This window comes from Oceanithermus profundus DSM 14977, from assembly GCF_000183745.1.
GTDB classification, from domain to species: domain Bacteria; phylum Deinococcota; class Deinococci; order Deinococcales; family Marinithermaceae; genus Oceanithermus; species Oceanithermus profundus.
Window position 1 is genome coordinate 734,469 of record NC_014761.1, and the last position, 26,360, is coordinate 760,828.

General features: G+C 66.8%; 24 protein-coding genes and 1 tRNA gene. 18 read left to right on the forward strand and 7 right to left on the reverse strand.

The window, feature by feature from the left end; genetic code table 11:
• Positions 1–75 precede the first annotated feature (75 nt).
• On the reverse strand, positions 76–1,944 hold the full coding sequence (abc-f, locus tag OCEPR_RS03675) for a ribosomal protection-like ABC-F family protein (protein ID WP_013457357.1): 1,869 nt from the start codon (positions 1,942–1,944) through the stop codon (positions 76–78).
• 2 nt (positions 1,945–1,946) lie between these two features.
• Entirely contained in the window at positions 1,947–2,525 is a 579-nt protein-coding gene (locus OCEPR_RS03680) for a glycerol-3-phosphate acyltransferase (protein ID WP_013457358.1), read from the reverse strand.
• A gap of 46 nt (positions 2,526–2,571) precedes the next feature.
• Between OCEPR_RS03680 and OCEPR_RS03685 the strand changes: the two genes are divergently transcribed.
• From OCEPR_RS03685 to OCEPR_RS03740, 12 genes are all read left to right on the forward strand, one after another.
• Complete coding sequence (locus OCEPR_RS03685) at positions 2,572–3,615, forward strand: LacI family DNA-binding transcriptional regulator (RefSeq protein ID WP_013457359.1); 1,044 nt, start codon at positions 2,572–2,574, stop codon at positions 3,613–3,615.
• A 24-nt stretch (positions 3,616–3,639) separates the two neighbouring features.
• On the forward strand, positions 3,640–4,542 hold the full coding sequence (locus OCEPR_RS03690; protein WP_013457360.1) for an MBL fold metallo-hydrolase: 903 nt from the start codon (positions 3,640–3,642) through the stop codon (positions 4,540–4,542).
• Positions 4,535–5,215: an HAD family hydrolase gene (locus OCEPR_RS03695; protein WP_013457361.1), complete on the forward strand. Its 681-nt coding sequence runs from the start codon at positions 4,535–4,537 to the stop codon at positions 5,213–5,215. Before OCEPR_RS03690 ends, OCEPR_RS03695 begins: the two co-directional genes overlap by 8 nt.
• A gap of 125 nt (positions 5,216–5,340) precedes the next feature.
• Positions 5,341–5,427: transfer RNA gene (locus tag OCEPR_RS03700), tRNA-Leu, on the forward strand.
• Between the two features lie 19 nt (positions 5,428–5,446).
• Complete coding sequence (gene secG, locus OCEPR_RS03705) at positions 5,447–5,677, forward strand: preprotein translocase subunit SecG (RefSeq protein ID WP_013457362.1); 231 nt, start codon at positions 5,447–5,449, stop codon at positions 5,675–5,677.
• 189 nt (positions 5,678–5,866) lie between these two features.
• Entirely contained in the window at positions 5,867–7,573 is a 1,707-nt protein-coding gene (locus tag OCEPR_RS03710) for an ABC transporter substrate-binding protein (RefSeq protein WP_013457363.1), read from the forward strand.
• A 64-nt stretch (positions 7,574–7,637) separates the two neighbouring features.
• The gene (locus OCEPR_RS03715) at positions 7,638–8,636 is read left to right on the forward strand and encodes an ABC transporter permease (RefSeq protein ID WP_013457364.1); all 999 of its coding nucleotides are present in this window, start codon (positions 7,638–7,640) and stop codon (positions 8,634–8,636) included.
• Between the two features lie 8 nt (positions 8,637–8,644).
• Positions 8,645–10,123, forward strand: coding sequence for an ABC transporter permease (locus OCEPR_RS03720; protein WP_013457365.1), 1,479 nt, complete (start codon positions 8,645–8,647; stop codon positions 10,121–10,123).
• A gap of 17 nt (positions 10,124–10,140) precedes the next feature.
• On the forward strand, positions 10,141–11,163 hold the full coding sequence (locus tag OCEPR_RS03725) for an ABC transporter ATP-binding protein (RefSeq protein WP_013457366.1): 1,023 nt from the start codon (positions 10,141–10,143) through the stop codon (positions 11,161–11,163).
• Entirely contained in the window at positions 11,160–12,146 is a 987-nt protein-coding gene (locus OCEPR_RS03730; protein WP_013457367.1) for an ABC transporter ATP-binding protein, read from the forward strand. Before OCEPR_RS03725 ends, OCEPR_RS03730 begins: the two co-directional genes overlap by 4 nt.
• A gap of 64 nt (positions 12,147–12,210) precedes the next feature.
• Positions 12,211–13,269, forward strand: coding sequence for a hypothetical protein (locus OCEPR_RS03735; protein WP_013457368.1), 1,059 nt, complete (start codon positions 12,211–12,213; stop codon positions 13,267–13,269).
• Positions 13,270–13,292: 23 nt separating this feature from the next.
• On the forward strand, positions 13,293–15,185 hold the full coding sequence (locus OCEPR_RS03740) for a S9 family peptidase (protein ID WP_013457369.1): 1,893 nt from the start codon (positions 13,293–13,295) through the stop codon (positions 15,183–15,185).
• Positions 15,186–15,242: 57 nt separating this feature from the next.
• On the opposite strand, the gene OCEPR_RS03745 is transcribed toward OCEPR_RS03740, so the two are convergent.
• Positions 15,243–15,437 (reverse strand): hypothetical protein, encoded by a 195-nt coding sequence (locus OCEPR_RS03745; protein WP_013457370.1) that lies wholly within the window; start codon positions 15,435–15,437, stop codon positions 15,243–15,245.
• Positions 15,438–15,450: 13 nt separating this feature from the next.
• Positions 15,451–15,639 (reverse strand): hypothetical protein, encoded by a 189-nt coding sequence (locus OCEPR_RS03750; RefSeq protein WP_013457371.1) that lies wholly within the window; start codon positions 15,637–15,639, stop codon positions 15,451–15,453.
• A gap of 111 nt (positions 15,640–15,750) precedes the next feature.
• On the opposite strand from OCEPR_RS03750, the gene OCEPR_RS03755 reads away from it, so the two are divergent.
• The gene (locus OCEPR_RS03755) at positions 15,751–16,965 is read left to right on the forward strand and encodes a radical SAM/SPASM domain-containing protein (RefSeq protein WP_013457372.1); all 1,215 of its coding nucleotides are present in this window, start codon (positions 15,751–15,753) and stop codon (positions 16,963–16,965) included.
• Positions 16,966–17,084: 119 nt separating this feature from the next.
• On the opposite strand, the gene OCEPR_RS12775 is transcribed toward OCEPR_RS03755, so the two are convergent.
• Positions 17,085–19,511: an ATP-binding protein gene (locus OCEPR_RS12775; RefSeq protein WP_013457373.1), complete on the reverse strand. Its 2,427-nt coding sequence runs from the start codon at positions 19,509–19,511 to the stop codon at positions 17,085–17,087.
• 63 nt (positions 19,512–19,574) lie between these two features.
• Here OCEPR_RS12775 and OCEPR_RS03765 point away from each other — a divergent pair, with 63 nt between their 5' ends.
• From OCEPR_RS03765 to OCEPR_RS03775, 3 genes are read left to right on the forward strand one after another with little or no spacing between them, the layout of a single operon-like run.
• Positions 19,575–20,822: a M16 family metallopeptidase gene (locus OCEPR_RS03765; RefSeq protein WP_013457374.1), complete on the forward strand. Its 1,248-nt coding sequence runs from the start codon at positions 19,575–19,577 to the stop codon at positions 20,820–20,822.
• Positions 20,819–21,307: a hypothetical protein gene (locus OCEPR_RS03770; RefSeq protein WP_013457375.1), complete on the forward strand. Its 489-nt coding sequence runs from the start codon at positions 20,819–20,821 to the stop codon at positions 21,305–21,307. Before OCEPR_RS03765 ends, OCEPR_RS03770 begins: the two co-directional genes overlap by 4 nt.
• Complete coding sequence (locus OCEPR_RS03775; RefSeq protein WP_013457376.1) at positions 21,304–22,623, forward strand: MFS transporter; 1,320 nt, start codon at positions 21,304–21,306, stop codon at positions 22,621–22,623. The genes OCEPR_RS03770 and OCEPR_RS03775 overlap by 4 nt, the downstream gene beginning before the upstream one ends.
• Here the strand turns inward: OCEPR_RS03775 and OCEPR_RS03780 are convergent.
• Positions 22,620–23,738 (reverse strand): acyl-CoA dehydrogenase family protein, encoded by a 1,119-nt coding sequence (locus tag OCEPR_RS03780; protein ID WP_041554550.1) that lies wholly within the window; start codon positions 23,736–23,738, stop codon positions 22,620–22,622. The genes OCEPR_RS03775 and OCEPR_RS03780 overlap by 4 nt on opposite strands.
• 115 nt (positions 23,739–23,853) lie before the next feature.
• On the opposite strand from OCEPR_RS03780, the gene OCEPR_RS03785 reads away from it, so the two are divergent.
• Together OCEPR_RS03785 and hisD are read left to right on the forward strand one after the other, a co-directional pair.
• On the forward strand, positions 23,854–24,513 hold the full coding sequence (locus tag OCEPR_RS03785; RefSeq protein WP_013457378.1) for a DUF3108 domain-containing protein: 660 nt from the start codon (positions 23,854–23,856) through the stop codon (positions 24,511–24,513).
• A gap of 2 nt (positions 24,514–24,515) precedes the next feature.
• Positions 24,516–25,826, forward strand: a complete 1,311-nt coding sequence (gene hisD, locus OCEPR_RS03790) for a histidinol dehydrogenase (RefSeq protein ID WP_013457379.1) — start codon at positions 24,516–24,518, stop codon at positions 25,824–25,826.
• Here the strand turns inward: hisD and OCEPR_RS03795 are convergent.
• Positions 25,815–26,360, reverse strand: a complete 546-nt coding sequence (locus OCEPR_RS03795; RefSeq protein WP_013457380.1) for a glycerol-3-phosphate acyltransferase — start codon at positions 26,358–26,360, stop codon at positions 25,815–25,817. The genes hisD and OCEPR_RS03795 overlap by 12 nt on opposite strands.

The following is a 26,360-nucleotide window of genomic DNA, read 5'->3' on the forward strand; positions in this document are numbered from 1 at the left end:
CTGTATGCTCCGAACGCTCAATGACGATTTATGACCTGCCCACACCCCACCTCCTACACCCTACGCCCCAACCCCTCACCCCGCCTCCAGCTCCTCCACCGCCCGTTCCCACTCGGCCTCGCGTGCGGCCAGCGCTTCCTTCAGCTCCGCTTCCTCGCGGGCGATGGCCGCATAGTCGTCCGGGCCCAGGCCGGGCTTGGCGGCGCGGGCGTGCAGCGCCTCGAGCCGGGCGTGCAGGTCTTCGATCTCGGCCTCCAGTTTCTCGATCAACCGCTCGGTGTGCCAGCGGCTCTTCCTGCGCCTGGGCCGGCCGGCCGGCTTGGGTTTGGGGGCGGACGCGGAGGCCGTTTCCGCCGGGGTGGCCCCGGCGCCGGGAGCGTCGGGCGGGCGCGGGGTGTCGCTGAACACGCCGCCTTGCACCCGCCAGGTGCGGGTGGCGAGGTTCTTCAAAAAGGCGAGGTCGTGGCTGACGACGATCAGCGTGCCCTCGTAGCGCGCCAGGGCCGCTTCCAGGGCTTCGATTGTCTCCAGGTCGAGGTGGTTGGTGGGCTCGTCGAGGATCAGCAGGTTGGCTTCGACGAGGGCGAGGTTGAGGAGGGCCAGCCGCGCGCGTTCGCCCCCGGAAAGGTCGCCCACTTTCTTGAACTGGGCGTCGTAGGGGAAGAGCCAGGCCCCCAGCAGGTTGTGGGCCTCCTTGTCGCCCACCAGCCGGTGCAGGGTCTCGAAGAGGGTCAGGTTCTCGTCGAAACCGCTCAGTTTCTGGTCGTAGTAGCCCACCCGCACCCCCGGTCCGGTGCGCACGAATCCGGCCGGATCGTCGGATCCGAGCTCGCCCAGGAGCATCCGCAGCAGGGTGCTCTTGCCCGCGCCGTTCGGCCCCACCAGGGCGATGCGCTCGCCGCGCCGCACGGTAAGGTTCTCCACCCGGAAGAGGCGGCGCCCGCCAAATCGCTTTTCCAGCGCCGCGGCCTCGAGCACCCGCTCGGGTCCGGGCGCGGTCGGAAAACGGATGCGCACGCTGCGCCCCGCGCGCTCGGGTTTGGGCGGTTCCTCGGCCAGCAGCTTTTCGTAGCGGGTCTCCAGCGCCCGCTTGCGCACCGCCTGCTTCTCGCTCGAGTGCGCCCAGCGGCGCGCCTGCTCCAGGCTGGCCTCGAGTTCGCGGCGGCGGTTCTCCCAGTTCTGCCAGACGCGCAACGCCTGGGCCTCGCGCTCCGCCCGCGCCGTGCGGAAGGCTTCGTAGTCGCCCGGGTAGACCGCGAGCCGCCCCCGCTCCAGGTGGGCCACCGCCGCGGCCAGGCGGTTCATGAACCAGCGGTCGTGGCTGACGAAGAGCAGGCCGCCCTTGTGCTCGGCCAGGAAGCCGGCCAGCCAGGCGCGCATCGGGGCGTCGAGGTGGTTGGTGGGCTCGTCGAGCAGCAGCCCGTCGGCGGCGGCCAGGAGCGCCCGCCCCAACTCCAGCCGCCGCGCTTCGCCGCCGGAGAGCCGGCCGGCGGGTTCGTCCTCGCGGCCCGCGAAGCGCAGCCCTTTCAGCACGGCGCGGTAGCGGGCCTCGCGGGTGTAGCCGCCCGCCGCTTCGAAGTGGGCGTGCAGCGTTTCCCACTCGCCGTAGGCCTCGGGGTCGTCGAGACGCGCCTCCAGCTCGGTCAGTCGCGCTTCCATGCGCTCGAGCCGCGCGAAGCCCTGCCGCAGCACCTCGCCGACCGTTTCCTCGCCGAAGCGGGGTTCCTGGCGCGTGCGCGCCAGCGTGACTCCCGGGCCGAAGAGCAGCCGCCCGGCGTGGGGTTCGAGCTCGCCGGAGAGCAGCCGCAGCAGCGTCGTCTTCCCGGAGCCGTTGCGGCCCACCAGGGCGACGCGGTCGCCGTGGCGCAGCTCGAAGTCGACGCCGCGCAGCAGGTCGCGGTCGCCGAGCGAATAGGTGAGGCCTTCCGTCCGAACCAGACGCATGGTCACCGTCGGCCTTGCAGCAGGCGCAGGCCCCGGGCCAGCACCACGGCGGTGACCCCCAGCATCGCCCCGAACCCTGCGGGGTCGCCGCGCAATGCCCAGAGCGCGTAGGCGTAACCGAAGAGCGCGGCGAAGGGGATCGGGTAGATGCCGAGGACGCCCCCGCGCCTGCGCCACCAGGGGTAGTAGAGGAGCGCCACCGCCGCGACCACCGCGAGGGCGGCGAGCGTGACCGGGGGGCGGTAGACGAGGAAGAAGCCCAGGCTGGGGGCGAGCCCGCCGCCTCCCGAGAAACCGAAGTAGACCGGCCAGCAATGCCCCGCGACCACCGCGGTCGCCATCCAGGGGGCCAGACCCTCCGGCGCCTGGGCCGCCAGCAGGGCCACGAAGGCGCCCTTGGCGGCGTCGAGCAGAGCGGTGAGCACGCCCCAGACGGGACCGAGCTGGCGGAAGACGCCCGAACCCCCGGGAAGGTCGCGGCGGCGCAGGTCGAGGCCGTGGGCGAAGCCAAAGATCAACCCCCAGCTGATCGAACCGATGAGGTAGCTGAGCAGGATCCAGAGCAGATCGACGGCGTTCATGATGGGCTTCCCCAGGCGTCCTGGCCCAGGATACACTAAACCTGCGGTGGGAAACGGTTCCAGGACGCCCAAGAACGGAAGGAACGCCCCGACGATCGCCGACGTGGCCGAACGCGCGGGGGTGGGGATCGGCACGGTGAGCCGGGTGATCAACAACTCGCCCGCGGTGCGGCCCGAGACCCGCGCGAAGGTGCAGGCGGTCATGGAGGAGCTGGGCTACGTGCCCAACCCCCACGCACGCCGCATCGCCGGCGGGCGCAGCTACACGGTCTCGGTGCTGCTGCCGTTCGTGGGCACCGAGTTCTACCTGCGCCTGCTCGAGGGCATCGAGGCCGAGCTGGGCGAGCAGCGCTACGACCTGGCGCTCTTCCCGCTGCTCTCCAAGCAGCGGCTCGAGCGCTTCCTCAACTCGTCGGCGCTGGCCTACCACACCGACGGCCTGATCGTGGCCAGTTACGACCTTGCCGAGCGCTTCCCCGGCGGCCGGCTCCCCACCGACCGTCCCGTGGTCATGGTCGACGCTCGCAGCGAGGCCTACGACTCGGCCTACCTCGACAACGCCCTGGGCGGACGCCTCGCCGCGGAGCACCTGCTCGCGCTCGGTGGACCGGTCTTCGCGGTGCAGATCGAAGAGGAGCTGGACCGGGCGTTCGCGAGCACCGTCTTCTCGGCGCGCATTGGCGGTTTTCGCGAGGCGCTGGCGCAGGTCGGGGTGCCCCTGCCGGAAGACCACATCTTCCGGACGCGGCTTTCGGCCGAAGGAGGGCAGATCGCCCTGCAGCGGTTCCTCGAACTGCACAGGCCGCCCCTCAACGTCTTCGCCGCCGCCGACGTGGTGGCGCTGGGCGTCGTCGAGGCGGCCGAGCGGCTGGGGCTCGAGGTGGGCCGCGAGGTGCGCGTCCTCGGATTCGACGGCCAGCCCTGGACGGCGGCGCGCGGGCTTTCCACCCTCGAGCAGCCTGTCGAGACGATGGGGCGGGCGGCGGCGCGCATGCTCATCGAGCGCCTGCAGGGCTCGGAGGGGCCGCCGCGCCACCAGCGCTTCGAGCCCCGCCTGGTGGTGCGGGCCTCCACGCAGACCGGTTCCTGACCCCGGGACCGCTAAACTAGAGCCATGATTCATACCCTGGACCTGCGGTTCGGCCGGCCGCACACCATCGCGGCCTACCTGGTGGAGACCTCCGCAGGACCCGTGCTCGTCGAGACCGGGCCCGAGTCGACCTACCCCCGCCTCAAGGAGGCGCTGGTCGAGCACGGCGTCGTGCCCGCCGACCTGCGCGCGGTCTTCGTGAGCCACATCCACCTCGACCACGCCGGGGCTGCCTGGCGGCTCGTGGACGACGGCGCTCCGGTCGTCTACGTCCACCCCCGGGGCGCGCCCCACCTCGTCGATCCCACGCGCCTCTGGGAGAGCGCGAGCCGCATCTACGGCGAGCAGATGGAAAAGCTTTGGGGTCGTTCGGGCCCGGTGCCCCAGGATCGGGTCCGCGCCGTGGAGGACGGCGAGGAGATCGCCGTGGGCGCCTCCCGCTTCCTGGCCCTCGACACCCCGGGGCATGCGGGGCACCACCACGCCTGGGTCACCGAAGGCGTGATCTTCTCGGGCGACGTCGGGGGGGTGCGCATCGGCGCGGGGCCGGTGGTGCCGCCCTTCCCGCCCCCGGAGATCCACCTGGAGCGCTGGAAGGCCTCGCTGGACCGCCTGCGCGGCCTCGGGGCGGCGGAGATCCGCCCCACCCACTTCGGCGCCTACGCCGACGTGGCCGCGCACCTGGACGACCTCGAGGACCGCATGTTCCGCTGGGCCGAACGGGTGCTCGGGTGGATGCGCGAGGGCCTGGACGAGGAGGCGATGATCCCGCGCTTCGAGGAACTGGTGGCGGACGAGCTGCGCGCGGCGGGGCTGGACGAGGAGACGCTGGCCGAGTACGAGATCGCCGACCCCGCCTGGATGAGCGTGCCGGGCCTGGTGCGCTACTGGCGCAAGGTTCACCCCGAGAGGATCGCCGGTGCCTGAGGAGGTCTGGGTCTTCGACGTCGAGGGCACCCTGACCACGGGGGAGACCTGGCAGGGCGTGGGGCGCTGGCTCGAGCGAAACGGACGCCGCGCCGCCTATCGCCGCTTCTTCCTGGCGCACCTGCCGGGGGCGCTGCTGGCCAAGGGCGGTTTGATCGACAAGCGCCGGTACCAGAACAAGTGGATGCGGGACCTCGCGGGCCTGTTCGCGGGCGCCACCGCAGCCGAAGTCGAGGCCATGGCCGCCTGGGTCGTGGAGCACGAACTGTGGCCGCAGCGGCGCGAGGACGTGCTGGCCGAGTTGCGGGCCGGGCTGGAGCGCGGGGTGCGGGTCGTCCTCGCCTCGGGCACCTTCCAGCCGGTGCTGGAGGCGTTCGCCAGGCGCCTGGGCCCGGAGGTGGAGGCGTTGGGCACGCCCTTCGTCTGCGTGGACGGGGTCTGCCCCAAGAACCCTGCGGGCGCGGTCAACGTGGCCGCGGTTAAGGCGCGGCGGGTGCAGGAGCATCTGGGCGGGCGCGCGCCCGACCGCGCCTACGGCGACACCGCGAGCGATTTGCCGCTGCTCGAGCTGGCGCGCGAGGCCGTGGCCGTTTACCCCGACCGGGTGCTGCGGGACGCTGCGGCCCGCAGGGGCTGGCGCAGGTTGCCCGAGGGCGGAGGGGCCCCGGCGTAGACGGCCGCCCCGCCCGCGGGTTCCGGCTCGGGGGCGGCCGGGCCGGTGCTGGACGGGTTCCAGCCGCGCGCCGGGTTTTGTTGACGCCTTCCGACGCCAGCGCCTATAGTAGAGGGCGGACGCGCGCCGGGATGGCGGAATTGGTAGACGCAGTAGACTCAAAATCTACCGGCCGCGAGGCCGTGCGGGTTCGAGTCCCGCTCCCGGCACCAGAGGTACGAGGAGGACGAAATGGGCATTTTGTACACGCTGTTGATTCTGCTTTACCTCGCCATTGCGGCGGGGCTGGTCTGGGTGGTGCTCCTCCAGGAGCCCAAGCAGGGCGGGGGCGACATCCTGGGTGGCGGGGCCACCGACCTGTTCGCCGCCCGGGGCGTGACCGGAGGGCTGTACCGGGTGACGATCTGGCTGGGCGCGGCCTTCCTCGTGCTCTCGGTCATCATCAACAAAATCCCCCGGTAACTGCAGCCGCACACCAAGGCGGGGCCACGGGCCCCGCTTTTCCGTTTAGCGATCGGGATATTCATGAATTTTATACGCGGTATATTCTTGACAGGCCCCTTGCCTAACGGGTAACGTGCGACTAAGCCCAAATCCGCTGGATAGCCAAACGCCGAAGGCGGACTGGGTCACGAAAGAGGAGGTATCTAAATGAGGAAACCTATTTGGATCTTGGTCGTGCTGGCTCTGGGGGCGTTGGCCCTGGCCCAGCCCAAAGTGTTCAAGGCGCCGAACGCGGACGAGACGCCGGTGTTCGGCGGAGACTTCCGCGACTGGTCGACCTCCGACCCCAAGACGTTCAACCCCTTCGTGGCCAAGGAAACGTCCTCGACCGACGTGATCGGCCTCATGCTCCCGGTGCTGACCGGCTACAACCCCTACACCCTCGAGCCCGAGGGCATGCTCGCCAAGAGCTGGGAGGTCAAGAACAACGGCCTGACCATCGTCTTCCACCTGCGCGAGGGCGCCAAGTGGTCGGACGGCCAGCCCATCACCGCCGACGACGTGATCTTCAGCGCCAAGGTGCACGCCGACCCCGACGTGGGCTCGAACTCGATCAAGAGCTTCGAGATCGACGGTTCGCCGATCGTTTGGACCAAGATCGACGACTACACCGTCCAGGCCGACTTCCCCAAGCCCTTCGCCCCGGCGCTGATCCAGGGCTGGTACATCGTTCCCAAGCACGTCTTCGAGAAGGCCTACCAGGAAGGCAAGGTCACGGAGATGTGGGACGTGGGCACCGACCCCGCCAAGCTCGTCTCCGGCGGCCCCTTCATGCTCGACCAGTACGTCCAGGGCGAGCGCGTCGTCCTCAAGAAGAACCCCAACTACTGGGGCGTGGACGAAAAGGGCAACCAGCTCCCGTACTTGGACCGCTACGTCTTCACCATCGTGGCCGACATGAACGCGGCGCTGGCCAAGTTCCTGGCCGGTGAGCTCGACCTCTTCGCGGCCTCGAACGCCGACCAGGTGGCTCAGATCATCGAGCGCATCGACGCCGGCAAGCTCGACGCCAGCATCTTCCCCAACGCCGACGTCACCACCGGCACCAACTTCATCTTCTTCAACTGGAACAGCGACGATCCCTGGAAGGCCCAGCTCTTCCGCAACAAGAAGTTCCGTCAGGCGATGGCCCACCTGATGGACAAGGACTCGATGATCGAGCTCGCCCTCGGCGGCCTGGGTAAGCCCCAGTGGAGCCCGATCTCGATCCCGGTGAAGCAGTTCTTCACCGACGACGTCGCCAAGTTCGAGTACAACCCCGAGAAGGCCGCCGAGCTGCTGGCCGAGATCGGCTTCCGCAACAAGAACGCCCAGGGCATCCTCGTGGACGCCTCGGGTCGGCCGCTCGAGTTCCGCCTCTCCACCAACCAGGGCAACAACACCCGTGAGAAGATCGCCCAGCTCTTCACCGAAGACGCCAAGAAGATCGGCGTGAACGTCAAGTACGCCCCGATCGCCTTCAACGAGCTGGTGCGCCAGATCCTCAACACCCGCGACTTCGACGCCATCCTCATCGGTCTGACCGGCGGCATCGAGCCCGCCTTCAGCCGCAACGTCTGGGAGCTCGACGGGCCGCTGCACATGTGGAACTACGGCCCCGACTTCCAGTCGTTCGAGATCCTCATCGACAAGTTGATGAAGCAGGGTGCCACCACCCTGGAGCAGTCGAAGCGCCGCGAGATCTACGTGCGCTTCCAGCAGGTCGTCGCCGAGAACCTGCCCCTCACCTACACCGTGGCCCCGGCCTACAACCCGGCGCGCCTCAACAAGGTGGGCGGCCTCTTCGCGAAGGACCAGATCACCTCGATCGTCGGGCAGTTCCCCTACATCGAGACCGTCTTCGTCAAGAAGTAACCCAAAGTACGGCGCCGGAGCCCTTGGCTCCGGCGCCGTGCCCCACTTTCCAGAGCTTACAAACATGACCGCATACATCCTCCGCCGCTTTCTGCACCTGATCCCCACCTTCCTGGGGGCTACTTTTTTGGCTTTTCTGGTGATCCAGCTGGCCCCGGGCGACTTCATCACCCGGCTCGAGCTGGACCCCTCGTACGACCGCGCACAAATCGAGAACTTCCGGCGCCTCTTCGGCCTGGACCAGCCGTTCACGGTCCAGTACGCCAAGTGGCTGTCGGGTTTTATGAAGGGCTACCTGGGCCTTTCGCTCAGCTATCAAACCGACGTATGGCACGTGCTCAAGCCGCGCATCCTCAACTCGATGGTGCTCGTGATCTCGTCGATCGTCTTCATCTACGTCGTCTCCATACCGATCGGGATCTACTCGGCCCTCAGGCAGTACTCCTGGGGCGACCGCTTCTGGACCAGCTTCGCCTTCTTCGGCCTGGCGGTGCCCAACTTCTTCTTCGCCCTCCTGATGCTCTACTTCGCCCTCTGGCTCAAGGACACCTTCGGCCACGAGATCTTCCCGATCGGGGGGATGCGTTCGCTCTACATCGACGGCGTCGACTTCTTTCAGGCGCCCAAGTGGCGCCAGTGGCTCGACGTGATGTGGCACGCGGTGCTGCCGGTCATCGTCGCCGGGACCGCCGGCACCGCGGGGCTTACGCGCGTGATGCGCACCCAGATGCTCGAGACCAAGATGCAGGACTACGTGCGCACCGCGCGGGCCAAGGGGCTGGCGGAGCGCGTGGTCATCTACAAGCACATCCTGCGCAACGCGGTGATCCCCATCATCGCCTCGATCGGCTTCCTGCTGCCGGAACTCTTCGGGGGCGCTGGCTTCGTGGAGGTGGTGATGGCCTGGCCGGGCCTGACGCCGCTGATCCTCGACGCCATCTTCAGCATCGACGTCTACATCCTCATGGGCAGCATCTCGATCTCGGTGGTGCTGCTGATGATCGGTAACCTGCTCTCCGACCTCTTGCTCGCTTGGGTGGATCCGCGGATCCGCTACAGCTAGGAGCTACGATGTCCGATATCCACGACACCAACCTCCGCGAAGGCTTAGGCGAGCGCAGCCAAAGCTACTGGCAGAAAGCGTGGATGCGCTTCCGGCGCCACCCCTTCGCCCGCTGGGCGAGCGTGGTGCTGCTGGTGCTCTATTCCCTGGCCCTCTTCGCCGACTTCGTCGGGCCCTACCCCGAGGCCAAGAGCTTCCGCAAGCTGCAGTTCGTGCCGCCCACCAAGGTGTACTTCAAGACCGAGGACGGCCGCTGGACCCGCCCCTACGTCTGCAAGGTGGAGCGCAGCCGCAACCCGCGCACCTTCAAGCTGGAGTTCAAGGAGAACTGCGAGGAGAAGTACACCATCTACTTCTTCGTGAAGGGCTACCCCTACAAGTTCCTGGGGTTCATCCCCATGGACCTGCACCTGATGGGCGGTCCCTGGCTGGTCGAGGAGAAGGCCTACCTCTTCCTCTGGGGCACCGACGACTTCGGGCGCGACATGTTCAGCCGCATCTGGTTCGGGGCGCGCATCAGCCTGACGATCGGAATCCTGGCGACGATCGTCGCCCTGTTGATCGGCATCACCATGGGCGGCATCTCCGGCTACTATGCGGGCAGCCGGGTGCACATCGTCCGCGGCCTCTTCCGGCCGCCGCAGAAGCGAGCGGCCGCAGCGGGAAGCGAAGGGGCCGAGCAGCAAAACGGATTCTTCAGCGGGGGCGCCCTGGCCGAGGGCTGGCGCGAGGCCGTGCACGAACGGCGGGTGCCCATCTTCCTGATCGGCCTGGTGCTGCAGTACGCCTTCTGGGGGGCGGCCACCGCGGTGCTCTACACCACGATGCAGGGCTTCCTCTCGATCAGCGAGGGGCTGGAGCGGTACCTGGCCATGCTCGTCTTCGGGGGCCTCCTGGGGATCATGGTCTGGATGTTCCTCTTTGGACGGCTGGCCGTCGACGTGGACGACCTGATCATGCGCACGACCGAGATCCTCGCGGCGATTCCCGGCCTCTTCCTGCTGATCATCCTCTCGGGCATGCTGGCGCAATACGACATGCCCTCCTCGACGCGCTTCCTGCTCGTGCTCACCATCCTGGCCTTCGTGGGCTGGGGCGGCCTGGCGCGCAACATCCGCGGCTTCGTGCTGCAGCTGCGGGAGATGGAATACGCCCAGGCGGCCAAGGCCCTGGGGGCGGGCGACGCGCGCATCCTCTTCCGCCACATCATTCCAGGCACCCTCGGCTACCTGATCGTCGTCGCCTCGCTCGCCATCCCCGGGTACATCCTCGCGGAGTCGGGACTTTCGTTCCTTGGCCTGGGCATCCAGGAACCCTCCTCCTCGTGGGGGCTCTTGCTCTCGAAGGCCCAGCAGATCGGCATTAGCGCCATCAAGGAACGGCCTTGGCTGTTTATCCCCGGGTTCTTTATCTTTGTTAGCATATTGACGTATAACTATCTAGGAGATGCCTTGCGCGACGCGCTCGATCCCCGCGCAGAGCACTAGCGACCAAAGGAGCTTAGATGAACGACAAGCGTCTATTAGAGGTCAAGGGCCTGAAGGTGCACTTCAAGACCGACGAAGGCATCGTCAAGGCCGTTGACGGCGTTTCCTATCACATCGATAAAGGTGAAACGCTCGCCGTCGTAGGGGAGTCGGGTTCGGGCAAATCGGTTTCGGCGCTGGCGATGATGCGCCTGATCCCCATGCCTCCCGGGATGATCGCGGGGGGCGAGATCCACTTCCGCGGCAAGGACGGCGAGGTCAAGGAGCTGCTCTCGCTGCCCGAACACGAGATGCGCCGCATCCGCGGCAACGACATCGCCATGATCTTCCAGGAGCCGATGACCTCGCTCAACCCCGTCTACACCGTGGGCGATCAGATTGCCGAGGCCATCGTGCTGCACCAGGGCAAGAGCAAGAAGGAAGCGCTCGAGCTGGCCGCCGACATGCTCGACCTGGTGGGCATTCCCGAACCCCACAAGCGCCTGAAGAACTACCCGCACCAGATGTCGGGCGGGATGCGCCAGCGCGTGATGATCGCGATGGCGCTTTCCTGCAACCCCAGCCTGCTCATCGCCGACGAGCCCACCACCGCGCTCGACGTCACGATTCAGGCGCAGATCCTGGAGCTGATGAAGAAGCTGCAGGAAGAGATCGGCATGTCGATCATGTTCATCACCCACGACCTGGGCGTGGTGGCCGAAATGGCCGACCGCGTCGTGGTGATGTACGCGGGCCGGGCGGTCGAAGAGGCCGACGTGGTCAACACCTACAAGGATCCGCTGCACCCCTACACGATGGGGCTCCTGAACTCGGTGCCGCGCGTCGACGAAAGCGCCGTCAACCAGCAGCGGCTCGAGGCCATCCCCGGGAACGTGCCCAACCCGCTCTTCCTGCCGCCCGGATGCGCCTTCCACCCCCGCTGCAAGTACGCGGTCCCCGGGGTGTGCGACCAGGAGATTCCGCCCCTCGAGGATGCCGGTAACGGGCACATGGTGCGCTGCGTGCGCTGGCGGGAGATCAGGGAGGAGGCCCACGCATGAACAGGGACGCCACGCCCCTCATGGAAGTCAACCACCTCAAGAAGTGGTTCCCGATTCGCGGCGGTATCCTCTCGCGCACCGTGGGGCACGTCAAAGCGGTGAACGACGTCAGCTTCTACGTCAACCGCGGCGAAGTGCTCGGGCTGGTGGGCGAGTCGGGTTCGGGCAAGACCACCGTGGGCCGCACCATCCTGCGCCTCATCGAGCCCACCGACGGCGAGGTCATCTTCGACGGCACCGACGTGGTGGGGCTGTCCAAGCCCGAGCTGCGGCCCTTCCGCCGCCGCATGCAGATCATCTTCCAGGACCCGTTCGCCTCGCTCAACCCGCGCATGACCGTGGGCGACATCATTGCCGAGCCGCTGATCATCCACCGGCTCGTCAAGACGGCCCAGGAGCGTACCGACCGGGTGGCCGAGCTGCTCAAGCTCGTGGGCCTCTCGCCGGACCACATGCGCCGCTACCCCCACGAGTTCTCCGGCGGGCAGCGCCAGCGCATCGGCATCGCCCGCGCCCTCGCGGTGGATCCCGAGTTCATCGTCGCCGACGAGCCCGTTTCCGCGCTCGACGTCTCCATTCAGGCCCAGGTCGTCAACCTGCTGCAGGACCTCAAGGACGAGCTGGGGCTGACCCTGCTCTTCATCGCCCACGACCTCGCGGTCGTCGAATACGTTTCCGATCGCATCGCGGTGATGTACCTGGGCAAGATCATGGAGATGGCGCCGGCCAACGAGCTCTACACCAACCCGAAGCACCCCTACTCCGAGGCCCTGCTCTCGGCGGTGCCGGTGCCCGACCCCACGATCAAGCGCGAACGCATCGTGCTCGAGGGCGACATCCCCAGCCCCATCAACCCGCCTTCGGGCTGCGTCTTCCGCACCCGCTGCCGCTACGCCATTCCCGAGTGCGCCGAGACCGTGCCCGAGCTGCGCGAGGTTTCCCCGGGGCACTACAAGGCCTGCATCCGCGACGACATCTTCTGAGCCCCGCACCCGGCCGCACCCGCCCGTGAGCGCCTCTCATGGGCGGGTGCGTTAGTCTGGTCCTATGAAAACCAAAAGTTGGACGGTCCTCCTGGCGGTGTTGGGGCTGGGCTTCGCGGCGGCCCAGCAGGCCTTCGTCTACACCGGATTCGCCGAGATTCACGAACCCATCCGGCTTCCCGCCGCGAGCTGGACCTGGTTCCCCGACGCCGAGCTGTCCGGTTCGCTGGTGGACGGAACCGTGCGGCTGCTCGGGGTGGAGGAGACCCGGCGCGTCTGGCGCGGCGGCGCCGTAATCTTCTTCTACGAAGGCGCGGGGGCGGCGCAGCTCGCCTACCTGACCCGCAACCTGGGGTACAGCCTCTACTACGACCTGGACGCCGACCGCGGCCGCTTCGTGGGGTGGAGCAAGATCGAAAACCGTCTGGGGCGCCCGCTCGCCTTCGAGCGCCTGACCTTCGTGGCCGGGGAGGTGCCGTTGCGCTCGGGCGGCGCTCCGGTTATGTCCAAGTCGGCGCGCGGCCTGGCCCTGGACGCCGTCGCCGAAGCGGCGCCGATGCCGAGCTACGCGGGTAGCGGCGGCGGGGTCTACCGCTACGTCCTCGAGAACCCCCCGACGCTGGAGGTCGGGGTCAACGAGCTGCCCTTCTTGAAGGCCGATCTCGACCCCGTCTACACCTGGCGCTACCAAGGGAGCTTCGCCCCCGTCGAGCGCATCGCCTTTACGCGGGGGTACACCTTTACCGCGCCCGCGGCGCTCGCGGGCGGGATGGTCAACGTGCGCGCGGACGGCGTCTTGCTGGGGCAGGCGTACATGCAGGACGCCGCCAAGGGGAGCCGGGTCCAGGTCTGGTTGGGCGCCGATCCCGAGGGGCGCGCCGAGCGCCGCATCGACGTGTTGAAGGACGAGCGTAAGGAGAAGGCCTACCGCGTTCGCACCACGCTCCGCAACCCGCGGAGCCGGCCGGTGCGGGTGGAGTTGGTCGAGGGCTTCAGCGCCCGCGAGCTGGTGCTCAAGCTGCCGCCGGGGGCCGAACGCACGCCCCAGGGCTACCGCTACGTGGTCACGCTGAAGCCGGGAGAGGCGCGCGAGTTCGTCTACACGGTGACCTTGCGCTACTGACCCGCGGGTCAGTAGCATGAGGCATGCCCGATCCGAACCCGCAAGACTTCCACCGGCTGCGCTTCCTCTCGGACCTCACGCCCGGTCCCGGAGGGGGCGCGCTCTTCCTGGAGACTTCCGTCGAAGCGCCGGAGCAGGAAGGCGATCCGCCCCGCTACCTGTCCCGCCTCTGGCTCCAGCGCGACGGTAAACGCCGCGCGCTCACCCAGGAGGACACGGCCCGCCCCCGCTGGGACGGGGGGCGCTACGTCTACTTCCTGCGCAAGTACGACCAGGTCAAGCAGCTGTACCGGCTCGACCTCGCCGGGGGGGAGGCCGAACGGCTGACCTCGTTCAAGGCCGGCGTGGAAGGCTACGTGCTGGGCCCCGAGGGGGCGCTGGCGGTCCTCACCCGGGGCGACGAGGCGCCGGCAAAGCCCGGCACGCCCCGGGTCTACGACCGGTTGCCCTTCAAGTTCGACGGCGTCGGACTGCTTCCCGAGCGCAGCCGCCAGGTGCGGGTACGCCGCAGCGACGGCGGGTGGAGCGAACCCAGCGAGCTGCCCACCGACGTGGACGCGGCCGCCTGGGACGAACGGGGCGACGAGCTCGTGCTGGTCGCGAGCGGGGATTTCGAGGAGCGACGACGCTGGATCCAGCGGTTGTACCGCTGGCGCCCGGGCGGGGAGGCGCGCGAGATCGGGGGCGGTTTCGGCCCCGTGAGCGACCCCGTCTTCTCCGAGGACGGCGGGTCGATCTACTTCGTGGGGTACGACTGGGCCGCGGGCATCGGCGCGAGCCCGGGCGTTTGGCGGCTGCCGCGGTCGGGCGGCGAGGCCGATCGCCTGACGCCCGAGGCGTTGTACGTGGGGCTCTCGCTCGTCTCCGACGTGCACTACGGCGACTACGGTCGGGCGCTCGAGCCCGACGGCGAGGGCGGCTTCTGGTTCAGCGTCACCGAGGCGGGCGAGGGGCGCCTCTACCGCCTGCGCGCGGACGGCGGGGTCGAAGGGCCGCTGCCGCTGCCGGGCAGCCTGGCCGCCTTCGCGGTGATCGAGGGGGAGGTGCGCCACACCCTGCTCGAGGACTACCACCGTCCGCCGGTCCTCTACACCGGAGGCGAGGCGGTGCACGATCCCAACGCCGATTTCCTGGAGGGCTGGCCCGCGCCCGAGGCTTTCCGCTGGCGCTCCTCCGAGGGCCATGACGTCCACGGCTGGGTGCTCCTGCCCGAAGGCGAGGGGCCGCACCCGACGGTGCTCTACGTCCACGGCGGTCCCCACGCCGCCTACGGCCGGGCAATGCTCTTCGAGTTCTACCTGTTGCGGTCGCGCGGTTTGGCGGTCGTCTACGCCAACCCCCGCGGCTCGGTGGGCTACGGTCAGGACTACGCCCAGATCAAGGGTCGCTGGGGCGAGGCCGACGCCGCCGACGTGCTGGGCTTCCTCGACGCCGCCGTGGAGCGGTTCGGCCTCGACGGCGACCGCCTGGGCGTGGCCGGCGGCTCTTACGGCGGCTTCATGACCAACTGGCTCACCGCGCGTTACCCCGACAAGTTCAAGGCCGCGGCCACCCAGCGCTCGATCTGCAACTGGACGAGCTTCTGGGGGGCTTCGGACATCGGGATTCGCTTTTCCGAGCTCGAGCTGGGGGCGGGCCTGTGGGAAGCGCCGGAGCTCTACTGGCAGAAGAGCCCGCTGGCCCACGCCCACGCCCTCAAGACCCCCACCCTCGTCGTCCACGCCGAGCAGGACCACCGCTGCCCCATCGACCAGGGCGAGACCTGGTTCGCCGCCCTGGTGAACCGCGGCGTCCCCGCCCGCTTCCTGCGGGTGCCCGAGGAAGGGCACGAGCTCTCCCGCTCCGGCCGCCCCGACCGGCGGGTGAAGCGGCTTGAGGAGATCGTGGACTGGCTCACTCAATATCTATTGCCATGAGCCAGCATAGCAACCGCACGGTGTGATAACCGTGCGGTTGTTGTCCCAGCTGTTGAGCTAACAGTTGGCGTTGCAGTTTGTATTGCAACCGACGTTAGGAACGAACCGCACGAAACCTTCCTCTTCCTCGAGCGACTGCGCTTCAGCGAGCGCCTCCGCCAGATGAGGGTCGTTGATCAGGAGCGTACCGTCGGGCTGGACGTGGATGACGTCGCTGTCGTTCTCGATGATAATCGTGTTTTCTTCCGGCATGCGCATTCCTCCTTTACAAGACGACCGGGCACAGGAAGTCCATGTTAGCGGGCTCCGCGTTCTTGACGCCGCTTTCCGCTACAGAAAGACTTTCCGCAATGTACTTGGCCAACTCTTCGTTGTGGATCAGGACCTTGCCGTCGCTGGTGATCGTGTAGTCCTCGGGCCTAATCTGGATGCGCTTCCTTTCCTCTTTTCCCATAAACAACCTCCACGCGCTCAGCCTAGTGTTGGCCAGGTTGTTTCGAGGCTGAAAGAAAAAGGGAGCGTCCATAAACCTTCATCCAACGTCCGGAGCCCTAAAAAGTGATGTATGAGCGCAAAGCCCCAACCCTACCTGATCAAGGTCAAGAACTCGGACGGCGGCGATCCGCGTTTCTTCGACACGTTGAAGGGTCGCTGGGTTGTCAGCGCGAGCACCGATGAAGTGGCTACGTTCGAGGCCGCGCTTCAGAAAGCGCGGCTGCAGCACCTGGCGCGCCATTTTCGCAACGACCACTTGCAGCTCATCCTTCTTCCCACGGAGGATTGCAACTTCCGCTGCGTTTACTGCTACGAAGACTTCCAGCTTGGCCGCATGCGCCCTGAGGTTCAACAAGGAATCCGCAGATTGGTCCGGAAGCGCGCTCCTGGTTTGAAGGCGCTTGAAATCGGGTGGTTCGGAGGAGAGCCGCTCACAGCCTACGACGTCGTCCTTGACCTAACGCGCTATTTCGTGCGCACGGCCAAAGAGCACGATGTGTTGCTCCTGCAGCGCATGACCACCAACGGCTACCTCTTGACGCCCGATCGCTTCGAGGAGTTGCACGGTCTGGGTTTGCGCAACTACCAGGTCACACTGGACGGCAGCGAGGAGGAGCACGACAAAAAGAGGATCGGGAAGGGAGGGTTTCGCACGTTCGGGGTTATCTGGAACAACCTGGAGTTCATGAAGGACAGCCGTTTCGATTACGTTGTTACCATTCGAGTAAATATTGATCGGGAAAACCTTACGCATATGCCGGCGTTCATAGAACGCTTAGCGTCCACATTCGGCCCTGATCGGCGTTTCCGGCTTCATTTGCACAAGGTCGGGCGCTGGGGAGGTGCGAACGACGCCAGCCTGGAAACCATTGACGACGAACGGGCTTTATTGCGCTTGTACCGCCTGGCGCGGGATGCGGGCGTGCGGCTTGACCTGGACATGAAGCCGGGTAGCAAGGTCTGCTACGCGGCCTTGCCTTACTCTTTCGTCGTGCGCGCGGATGGGAGGATCAACAAGTGCACGGTCGCGCTCGAGGAAGCCGAGAACCAGGTGGGGAGAATCCTGGCCGACGGCTCCTTGTTGCTCAACAGCGAGCGTCTGCGCCCGTGGATACTGGACGGATCGCTCGCCGACCCGGTCTGCCAGACCTGTGCGATCCGGCCGCTGTGCGAGGGAAACGCATGTCCGTGGGTACGTATCCGCGACGGCAAGCGACCATGCCCGCCGCTGCGGGGGCTGGCGCAGGACTACCTTGAGCTACAGGCTTCGGGTCCACCGGTATAGGAGTTTGCGATGCAATGTGAAGGGGGTGCTGTGGTGTGAGAAGGTTATGGCTATACACAATATGGATAACTATCGCGTTGTTCGGTGGTGTTCTGGCAGATGATCACGACGACGGGCTGCTAACCAATCCCATAGTCCCTCTGCAGGCGTCGCACCTGCGCTTCGGCGATGACCCTGCGCGAATCGCCGGGAAGCAGGCGGTCACGGGCGGCTTCCCATACTTCCAGGTCGTCGCCAAGGCGCTCGGCCAGGTTGAAGACCTGGGGGCCGTCTTCTTGGTCCAGCACCGCAGCCCTTAGCGTTTCTTCGATGATGGTCCGGTGTTCTTCGATGCCGGGGGCCGCACTCTTTGGTAGTAAAGGGCCCTGGTACAAATCCAGGGCCTGGGACACCATTCCGTTGCGCACGAGTTCCAGGAGGCGCGCGAAGTCTGCGTCCCATTCGACGGCGATGCGGTAAGGCTTGGAAGCCAGCGGGACGATTTCGCGCAGCCGCGAAAGGGTCGACTTGACGGTGCTCGGGCTCACCGAATCGCGGTACTGCGCCGCCAGCTCGCCCAGACTGAGGCCCCTCGGGTGCAAGGCCAGCAGGGCGAGCATTTCCGCATGGCTCAGGCGCAGCTCGAGGGGCGCGCCTTCCAGAGTGGCATGGCAACCGCCCAGAAAGTTAAGGGACAGCTTGCTGCCCCAGCCGAGCAACGGCAGGGCCTCGGGCGGCATAAAGAGCTGCAGGGCGCTGTCGTGCAGCGCAGCCGTCAGCGGCGACACCTCGCGCATGATGCCCCGCGCTTCCTCGCGCTGCCCCAGGGCGTGCAGGGCGGCGGCGAGGTAAAACCTGAGTTTGTAAGGGGGCTCGATCGATATCTTTGAGAAAGTACTGCGCGCCCTTTCCAGGTGCTCAAGCGACGCCTCTTCCTGCTCCCCAAGTTGTGCGATGCCCAGGGCCGTTTCAGCCTGGGCGCGCGCAAACCCGCCACCTTCGCGCGAAAAGGTGAGGGCCTCGCGGGCCAGGTCCAAAGCTCGCCGGGGCTCGCCCCAGCTGCGCAGGGCGTGGGCGGCGAACGGTGCGAGTAGAGCACGGTCTTTTCTCGCTGTTCGGTGCCAAAGTCGATCCAGTTTGTTTCGCGCCTCTTCGAGGTCGCCCTTCGTCCATGAATATTGAATCAGCGTGGTCATGGCGGCGCGCCACCAGCCGCCCAGGGTGTGCTGGTTCACGAAAGCCGTCAGCTCTTCGAAAAGCCCCGGTTCGGGGTTTCCCAGCAGCAACCCCGAGTAAAGGTAGCTGTTCACCTTGGTGATGCGGGCGATCGGATCGACTAGGTGCTCGCTTTGCAAGAGCGTATAAGCGTACCGTTTGTAATGATGGGCCTCTAACAAATGGCCTTTCCTGGAGAAGGCTATACCGAGCGCGTTGGCGTTCCGTATGGCGGCGTACGCGCTCCCGTCCTTTTCCGCCAGGCGCAGCGCTTTGAGGAGAAGATCGGTGTCGCGCAGCTCTCTGCCCAGGAAATAAAGCGTCAGCTCGTCTTCCCGCGCCGCTGCGGCCCGGCGCGCTTCTCGAAGCCGGAGTTCATGGGGAGCCAAAGAGCCCGCATAGACGGCGCGCAGACGGGGCGCTTCGTATTCTTCGAGGTGGGCTTCCACGGCGTCGCGCAGCCCTTCGTGCTTGCCCAGACGTTGCGCGGCGCCTACGAGCCACAGCAGAACTTCTTCGTCGGCGTGTCCACTCTCGATCAGGTTCAGCAAGATCTTGTACAGCTGCAACGATTCACCGCGCCCGAGGAAGTAATAGCCCGCACCCGCGGCAAGCACCTCGCCTGTCCTTTCCTTGACATGAGAGGCGGCCATCTCGAGCGCCTCCTTCCAAAACCCCTTCTCGAGGAGGTGCGAAAGGGCCTCTTCTGGATTTACAGCCACGGGTTGGGGTACCAGCAGCCTCGGTCCTCGCGGGCCCGGGCGCACGGGTTCGGGGATGGCGCTTTCTTGGTGCAGCCGGATTAATATTCGCTCGAAAACGCCCTCTGATTCTTCTATTACCCGATTCAGCACCTCCTGCCCGACCTTTTCGACAAAGGTGAGAGAAAAATCTTCTACGCTCAAATGCAGGTCGCTGGCGCGTAAGAGACGTTCCGCTTTCTGTAAATCAAACTCATCCAGGTTTTCGCCGGCCAGGAACCAGCGGTCCTCTACCGAGGAGCAGTCCATCAGCCGCGCGACAAAATCGGGTGCCCGGTCAGCTCCCGTGATCGCGATGGTCATCGGCCGGAAGAGGTGCGCCTGTTTGGACCAAAGCTCGGTCAAAACCTGCCACTCCATCCCCAAAGGGAGGAGTAACCCCAACGCCGTCTGCACGGCGTCGGAGAAGGCGTTCCCGACGGTGACCGGATGATCCTGAGCTTCCCTACCAAGTTCAATCCAGACGCGGTGGTGCCCTTCGGGAGCGCGCATGAGGAAGGTGTCGGCTAGATGGGCTGTGCCGTACTCTACAGGCGCTTCGACCTTGATGCTGCGTGCTCCCTCGAGCAGTCGCACCTTGGGATGCTCCATGTTGGACTCATTATGCTTAGTACGACAACCCCCGGTCAACCTTATCCATCGCAAGATAACCCTGTGGAACGGTACACGGCTGGATACCTCAGCAACGGGGTGGGTTACCTGCTCGCACCCCGCATCCATGCGCACGTCACGCACGTGGACGTTTTCTTGCGAGCCGGGCCGAGGTACGAACGCGAGGCGATCAACGGCGTCACCCACTACCTCGAGCACTTACTCGTCAACCCAGCCTACTTTCGTGGTGCGCTAAAGAAGCTGTGGGGCGCACTCGAAAATCAGGGGGCCACTTTGGGCGCATGGACCGGCAAAGAATTCTTGATGCTCAGGATCGTGGTTCCCGCCGAAGCTGCTACAAAGGCGCTGGACTTCGCCAGAGCGATGCTCGAACCTGCACGCATACGGAAGGCCGACGTTGAAGCCGAGCGTCCCGTGATCCTCGACGAGCTGATGCGGCGGCGGTACTCCGCGCAGCAGGCGTTCCTCATCGTTGAAGAGGCGCTGTTCCGCGGTGGCTACGGGCGGCCCATCCTCGGCAAGGAGGCCACCGTGCGCGAACTAACCTACAAGGAGATCAAAGACTGGGCCGAACGCGCGACCGCCGCCGACTCCATACGCGTCGTCGTGTCGGGGAGTGTAGGGGAGGGTGCCATAGCCGGGGTCGAGCGCCTTGGAGACCTGGAAAAAGGGGAACCTTTGTACGACGAAGGGTATGTGGAGGTCGCACCTCGGTTCGTTGCAATCCCGGGCGATTCTCCCAGGGTGCGGTTGCTTCTTGCCTTCCCCGGTCCTGGAATGAACCGGGAGGACCGCTTTGCCAGCGAAGTGCTCGCTTACCTGTCCGGTGCCGGACTGAGGTCACGGATATTCCAGGACCTGCGGCAAAAGCGCGGTCTCGCGTACGAGGTATTCGGTGGATCCATACACTACGAAAACGCCGGCTTGCTGTTCTTCAATGTCGAGCTTGCGAGGGAGCGTTTGCTTGATGGTTTCCGGGTCCTCATTGGCAGCGTCCGCTCCATTTCCGATTTGGATTTGAGTAGCGAAGATACGACCCGTGCCGTTGAGGGGCTCGTGATGAGTCTACTGCAGCAGACCGAAACCGCCCAGGTATCGCAAAAGCTCGGCATGAACTGGCTTCATGACAACTTATTTTTCCCGTCACGTGAGGCCATGAGGTACCGGCGCGTTTCGCCCGCCGACGTGCGCGGAATCGCCGAAAAATACCTGAAAACCGAGACGATGGCCATGGCGGCCGTCGGCGTTGGGGCAGGGGAGCTTACCGAAATGATGGAGGTGATGCAATGACGCACTCCCAGGATGCGATCGGGAAGACGAGCTGGCCGGTGATCCGCGCTTTGTTGGAAACCCCTGCGACCGTTCGTGAGCTCTCCATGCGTACGCGTCTGCCCATGGCGTTGATTCACGAGGAGCTTGCACATCTGCAGCGCCACGGCCTTCTCGAGGAGGTCGGGGTGCGCCATGTAGGAGGCTTTCGCGAGCGCGTCTACAGGCTGGCCGACGAAGCCGCCTCCCTTTCCGCGACGGGGTTGAAAGGGGCGCTGGAGACCGTCGAACAGGGAATGTTGAGGGTGGCGGCGACGAAGGGGCAGGGCTTCTTTACGCTGGTGATGAAGCGAACGAGCCGCGAGACGGCCAACGAGGCGTACCGGAGCCTCGTGGACCTCCGCAGCCGCCTAAACAAGATTCCCGAAGCCTATGACCTGGAAGACGGTGTTCTGCTCTACGTAGCCCTGAGTCCATGGGTGGAAGAGTTGGAGGGTGGCCGGTGAACCACCCGCTCAAAAACCCCAATTTCCGCACCTACCTCGTCGCTCGCCTGTTTGGTGCGCTGGGTTCGTACATGATGGAAGTGGCCTTGATGTGGTGGGCGCTGGAGGCCACCGGCCGGAACGATTCGGTGGCCTGGGTGGCGCTTACCATGTCGATCGTTGGTATGGCGGCGTCTCCGTTCGGTGGGGTGCTTGCCGACCGCACCCACAAAGTAGGGCTGGCTTCGATGGGCTATGCGCTTGGCATGCTGGCGCCCGCCACTGCGGCGGCGCTGCTGCTTTCCGGTCACCTTACTTTCGGCCTCGTAGTGGCGATTGTGGCGGTGGACAATCTCATTTCATCGTTCTTCGCTCCTGCCAACCATGCCCTAGGTCCGCTTCTTCTCACCAAAGAGCAGTACTCGCAGGGAACGGCAATGGCCCAGGGGATGTCCAAGCTGTTGCGCATGGCTTCGATGCCGCTAGGGGGGATGCTGGTCGCCGTGCTCGGCGTGGCGGCGACGTTGCTCATCACCGCGTCGGTCTACCTGATCGCCGCTTTGATCGTTCGATTCGTCGAGGAGCCACGAGCGGCCCGCGTAGTCTCAGCTTCGACGCCCGCCAGCGAGGGGGATGCGGCCGGGTCGGCTGCGGAGCAGCCGCATGCGTCGCTGCGGCAGCGATGGATCGACCCGCTGACTGCGACAGCGAAGATGCTTTTCGGCGTACCGCTTCTTGCCGCGGCCCTGTTCATGGTGGGGCTGCTCAACTTCATCCTTTCGCCCATAGGCGTCATGATGGCGCCGTACGCCAAGTCGCTTGGGGGCGGAGCAGAAGGATACGGACTGCTCCTTGCCGGGGTTACCGCCGGTGAACTGTTGGGATACGCCGTGTTCACAACGTTTCGTAGCCCTCGATCGCTCCCGCTTATCTTGGGGGGCAGTATGATGATGGGCCTGTCCATCGGGGTGCTGGCGTGGGTGACGAGCCTTTGGCTTGCCGTCGTTGCACTGGCGATTTCGGGGTTTGGGGCGGTGGCCGTGGGGGTGCACCTCGACGCGCTCGCGATCAAGCTGATTCCAAGGGAGTTCATGGGGCGTGCGTTGAGCATGATCGGCGTCCTGTTGAATGGCCTGGGCCCGCTAGGGCTCGTCGTGGCGGGATTCGCCCTCAAGACCCTGTCGTTCCCCGTGATTTTCAACGTCATTTCCGGGCTTCTAATCGTGGCTTCGTTGCTATGGCTGTGGCCTTCGATCGTGCGAGCCATTCAGGACGCCGAGTCGGAGCCGGCAGTGACCGATGATGCCGCCGAAGCCGCCGTTGGAGAAACGGCTTAGCGGTAGAGCTCGCGGCTGATGACGATCTTCTGGATCTCCGAGGTCCCCTCGTAGATCTCGGTGATCTTGGCGTCGCGGTAGTACCGCTCCACCCGGTAGTCCACCGCGTAGCCGTTGCCGCCGAGGATCTGCACCGCCTCGCGGGTCACGTCGACGGCGGTGCGGCTGGCCATCAGCTTGGCCATGCTGGCCTCGCGGGTGAAGCGCGCCCCCGCCTGCTTCTTCATGGCCCCGTTCAAAACCAGCAGCCGGCTCGCCTCGATGGCCGTGGCCATCTCCGCCAGCTTGAACGAGACCCCCTGGAACTCGCGGATCCTGCGTCCGAACTGCTCGCGCTCGTCCGCGTAGTCGCGGGCGATCTCGAAGGCCGCGCGGGCGATGCCCACCGCTTGTGCGGCGATGCCCAGCCGCCCCGAGTCGAGGCCGGCGAGGGCGTAGTGGAGCCCCTTGCCCTCCTCGCCAAGACGGTCCTCGTCGGGGACGAAGACGCCGTCCATGCGCACCTCGGTGGTGTGGGCGGCGTGGAGGCCCATCTTCTCCTCGGGTTCGCCGAAGGACAGCCCCTCGGCCCCGGCGGGCACCAGAAAGGCGGTGATCCCCTCGGGCGCGCGCGCCATGATCACGTAGAGCTGCGCCTGGCCGCCGGAGGTGATCCAGCTTTTCACGCCCGAGAGCCGGTAGCCGCCGTCCACCCGCTCGGCTGTGCTCTTGAGCCCCTTGGGGTCGGAGCCCGCCGAGGCTTCGGTGAGCGCGAAGGCACCGATCCAGCGGCCTTCGGCCAGGGGGCGCAGGTACTTTTCCTTTTGTTCGTCCGTGCCGAACTTGAGCAGCATGTACTGGGGCAGGCCTGAGGTTACCGAAAAGATTACAGCCACCGAGGGGTCGGCGGCGGCGATCTCCTCCATGACGAGCGCCCAGGTGACCGCGTCGAGGCCGGTACCGCCCCACGCTTCCGGGGTGTTCATGCCCAGGAGGCCGAGTTCGCCCATCTTGCGCAGCTGGGGCCAGGGGTACTCGCCGCGCTTGTCGTACTCAGGGGCCTGCTGGGCCAGTTCCTCGCGGGCGAAGCGCCGCACCATCTCCAGCACCATCGTCTGTTCGTCGTTCAGGGCGATCATCACCGCCAGCGTATCACGGAAACGACACCTTGCGGCGAAAAAGCGTAGGACGAACGGCGGCCGTACCGCGCGGCGCGGCCGCTTCCCGGCAGCGCGCGGCGCGTGGTGTACGATGGTGCTGGTGAAAGCGCCGGTGCTCCTCAAGTACAAACTCAGCTACGCCGGACGCGAAGCGGGGGAGCAGCAGCTCCGCTACGAGCGCACCCGTTCGGGCGCGCGCATGACCCTGACCGCCGACGTGGCCTTGCCGCTGCCGCGCACCAAACAGCGCTGGGTCAGCGAGATGGACGCCCGCGGCGTGCCCCTGAAGTTCAGCGAACGCGTCGAGGGCCGCCAGAACAAGGTCTACGAGGTGGAGTTCCTGCGCGAGGACGGCGTCGTCGTCACGCGGGGCGAGCCCGAGTTCGTGCTGCCCTACACGGTCGATTACCACGATCCGCTCTCGCTCATCCTGGCCCTGGGCCAGAGCGAAGCTGCGGTGGTCACCCTGCCGCTTTTGGGCGGGCGGGTGCACGCCGAGCGCGTGGGCGAGGAGACGCTCGCGCTGCCCTGGGGCGAGGTCCAGGCGCGCGCCTGGCGGCTGCGCCCGGGCGTGAGCCTGATCTACTACGACCCCGAGGGTTACCCGCTGCGGTTCTCGCAGCAGGTGGGCGGGCACGTCTTCGAAGCCGAGCTCACCGAGGTCGTGCACGAGCCCGAACCCGAAGAGCGCCCCGAAAAGAAGAAGAAGTCGCGCCGCCGCGGCGGTCGCCGCCGGCGCCGCCGGAGGTGAACGTGGAGATCCCCAGGTACGAGGCCAAGGAGGTGCGCGGGCGCTTTGCGGCCCGCCGGTTGCAGTTCGCCCTCAGCGAGCGGGTGCGTGCGGGCATTCGGAGCGCCTTTGGCGAGGAGCTCAGCGCCGAGGAGGCCGTGCGCCGCATCGTCGGCGACGTGGCCGCCGGCGGGCAGAAGGCGCTCGACGAATGGAGCCTGAAGCTCGACCGCCACGCCACCTACGAGGTGCCCAAACGCGAGTGGCGGGAGGCCTACGACGACCTGAGCACCGAGCTGCGCGAGGCCCTGGGCATCGCCCGCGAGCGCCTGGAGAAGTTTCACCGCAAGGAACCGAAGGGCGGTTTCCTGGCCGCCACCTCGGGGGGCATGCTGGCGCAGATCGTGCGCCCCATCCGCCGCGTGGGGGCCTATGTGCCCGGAGGCAGCGCGCCGCTGCTCTCGACGGTGCTCCACACCGTGGTGCTCGCGCGCGTGGCCGGGGTGCAGGAGGTGATCGTGGCGACGCCGCCCCCGGTGCACCCGGGGGTTATGGCCGCCGCCTGGGCCGCAGGCGCCGACCGCCTCTTCGCCATGGGCGGGGCCCAGGCCGTCGCCGCGCTGGCCTACGGGACGGAGCAGGTGCCGCGGGTGGACAAGATCGTGGGGCCGGGCAACCTCTTCGTCACGCTCGCCAAGAAGGAGGTCTACGGGGTGGTCGGCATCGACGGCCTGGCCGGGCCCACCGAGACCCTGATCGTCGCCGACGCCAGCGCCGACCCCGCCACCGTGGCCGCCGACCTGCTGGCCCAGGCCGAGCACGACCCCGCGGCCGAGCCCTGGCTGCTCTCGCCCGACGCCGGGCTGCTCGACGCGGTGGCGGCGGAGCTCGAGCGCCAGCTCGAAACCCTGCCGCGCGCGGAGATCGCGCGCGCGGCCTTGCAGAACGGCGGGCTGGTCCAGGTGCGCGACCTGAGCAGCGCCCTCGAGCTCGCCGACCTGTACGCCCCCGAGCACCTCTGCCTTTCGGTGGAACGCCCCACCGACTGGCTGGGACAGGTCAACAACGCCGGCGGCGTCTTCCTGGGGGAGCATTCGGGCGAGGCCATCGGCGACTACCTGGCCGGGCCCAGCCACGTGATGCCCACCTCGGGTTCGGCCCGCTGGACGGGCGCTCTGGCGGTGCGCGACTTCCTCAAGATCGTGCCGGTGGTGGCGCTCAGCGCCCGGGCCGCCGCCGAGCTTTCGGCGTTGGGGGCGCGGTTGGCGCGCGAGGAGGAGCTGGAGGCGCACGCCCGCTCGCTCGAGCGGCGCGCGGGGCCCTCAGGCGCGTAGATACTTCAGGTGCGCGAAAAACAGCAGGCCGCCGGTGGCCAGCGCCGCGAGCGTGACCTCGGCGTCGCCCGTGAGCCAGAAGGCCACCGGCGCCAGGAAGAGCGCCGCCACGGCGAAGCTCTTGTAGGCGTCGCGGCTCAGGAGCCAGCCCCCGGCCCAGGCCAGGGCAAGGACGAACACCGCGCCGGGTTGCACGGCCAGCCAGACGCCAGCGGCGGTGGCCACCCCCTTGCCGCCGCGGCAGCGGATCCAGATCGAGCAAAGGTGGCCCGCCACCGCGGCCACGCCCCCGGCCAGCGCGCCGGCGGTGCCGCCCAGGAGCGCCCCGTAGAAGACGGCCAGGAACCCCTTGAAGACGTCGAGCAGCAACACCATCAGGCCGGGCACCACGCCCAGCACCCGGATGGCGTTGATCGCGCCGGGGTTGCCCGAGCCCTCGGCGAGCAGGTTCTTCTTCTGGATCCAGCCGAACCACACCGCAAAGGGCAGGCTGCCCAGAAGGTAGCCCACGGCCACGGCGTAGAGGACGTCCAA

Coding starts and splice junctions, on each gene's coding strand:
- abc-f (WP_013457357.1), bottom strand. CDS start 1,944: ATGCGTCTGGTTCGGACGGAAGGCCTCACCTATTCGCTCGGCGACCGC.
- OCEPR_RS03680 (WP_013457358.1), bottom strand. CDS start 2,525: ATGAACGCCGTCGATCTGCTCTGGATCCTGCTCAGCTACCTCATCGGT.
- OCEPR_RS03690 (WP_013457360.1), top strand. CDS start 3,640: ATGATTCATACCCTGGACCTGCGGTTCGGCCGGCCGCACACCATCGCG.
- secG (WP_013457362.1), top strand. CDS start 5,447: ATGGGCATTTTGTACACGCTGTTGATTCTGCTTTACCTCGCCATTGCG.
- OCEPR_RS03710 (WP_013457363.1), top strand. CDS start 5,867: ATGAGGAAACCTATTTGGATCTTGGTCGTGCTGGCTCTGGGGGCGTTG.
- OCEPR_RS03715 (WP_013457364.1), top strand. CDS start 7,638: ATGACCGCATACATCCTCCGCCGCTTTCTGCACCTGATCCCCACCTTC.
- OCEPR_RS03720 (WP_013457365.1), top strand. CDS start 8,645: ATGTCCGATATCCACGACACCAACCTCCGCGAAGGCTTAGGCGAGCGC.
- OCEPR_RS03725 (WP_013457366.1), top strand. CDS start 10,141: ATGAACGACAAGCGTCTATTAGAGGTCAAGGGCCTGAAGGTGCACTTC.
- OCEPR_RS03730 (WP_013457367.1), top strand. CDS start 11,160: ATGAACAGGGACGCCACGCCCCTCATGGAAGTCAACCACCTCAAGAAG.
- OCEPR_RS03735 (WP_013457368.1), top strand. CDS start 12,211: ATGAAAACCAAAAGTTGGACGGTCCTCCTGGCGGTGTTGGGGCTGGGC.
- OCEPR_RS03740 (WP_013457369.1), top strand. CDS start 13,293: ATGCCCGATCCGAACCCGCAAGACTTCCACCGGCTGCGCTTCCTCTCG.
- OCEPR_RS03745 (WP_013457370.1), bottom strand. CDS start 15,437: ATGCCGGAAGAAAACACGATTATCATCGAGAACGACAGCGACGTCATC.
- OCEPR_RS03750 (WP_013457371.1), bottom strand. CDS start 15,639: ATGGGAAAAGAGGAAAGGAAGCGCATCCAGATTAGGCCCGAGGACTAC.
- OCEPR_RS03755 (WP_013457372.1), top strand. CDS start 15,751: ATGAGCGCAAAGCCCCAACCCTACCTGATCAAGGTCAAGAACTCGGAC.
- OCEPR_RS12775 (WP_013457373.1), bottom strand. CDS start 19,511: ATGGAGCATCCCAAGGTGCGACTGCTCGAGGGAGCACGCAGCATCAAG.
- OCEPR_RS03770 (WP_013457375.1), top strand. CDS start 20,819: ATGACGCACTCCCAGGATGCGATCGGGAAGACGAGCTGGCCGGTGATC.
- OCEPR_RS03785 (WP_013457378.1), top strand. CDS start 23,854: ATGGTGCTGGTGAAAGCGCCGGTGCTCCTCAAGTACAAACTCAGCTAC.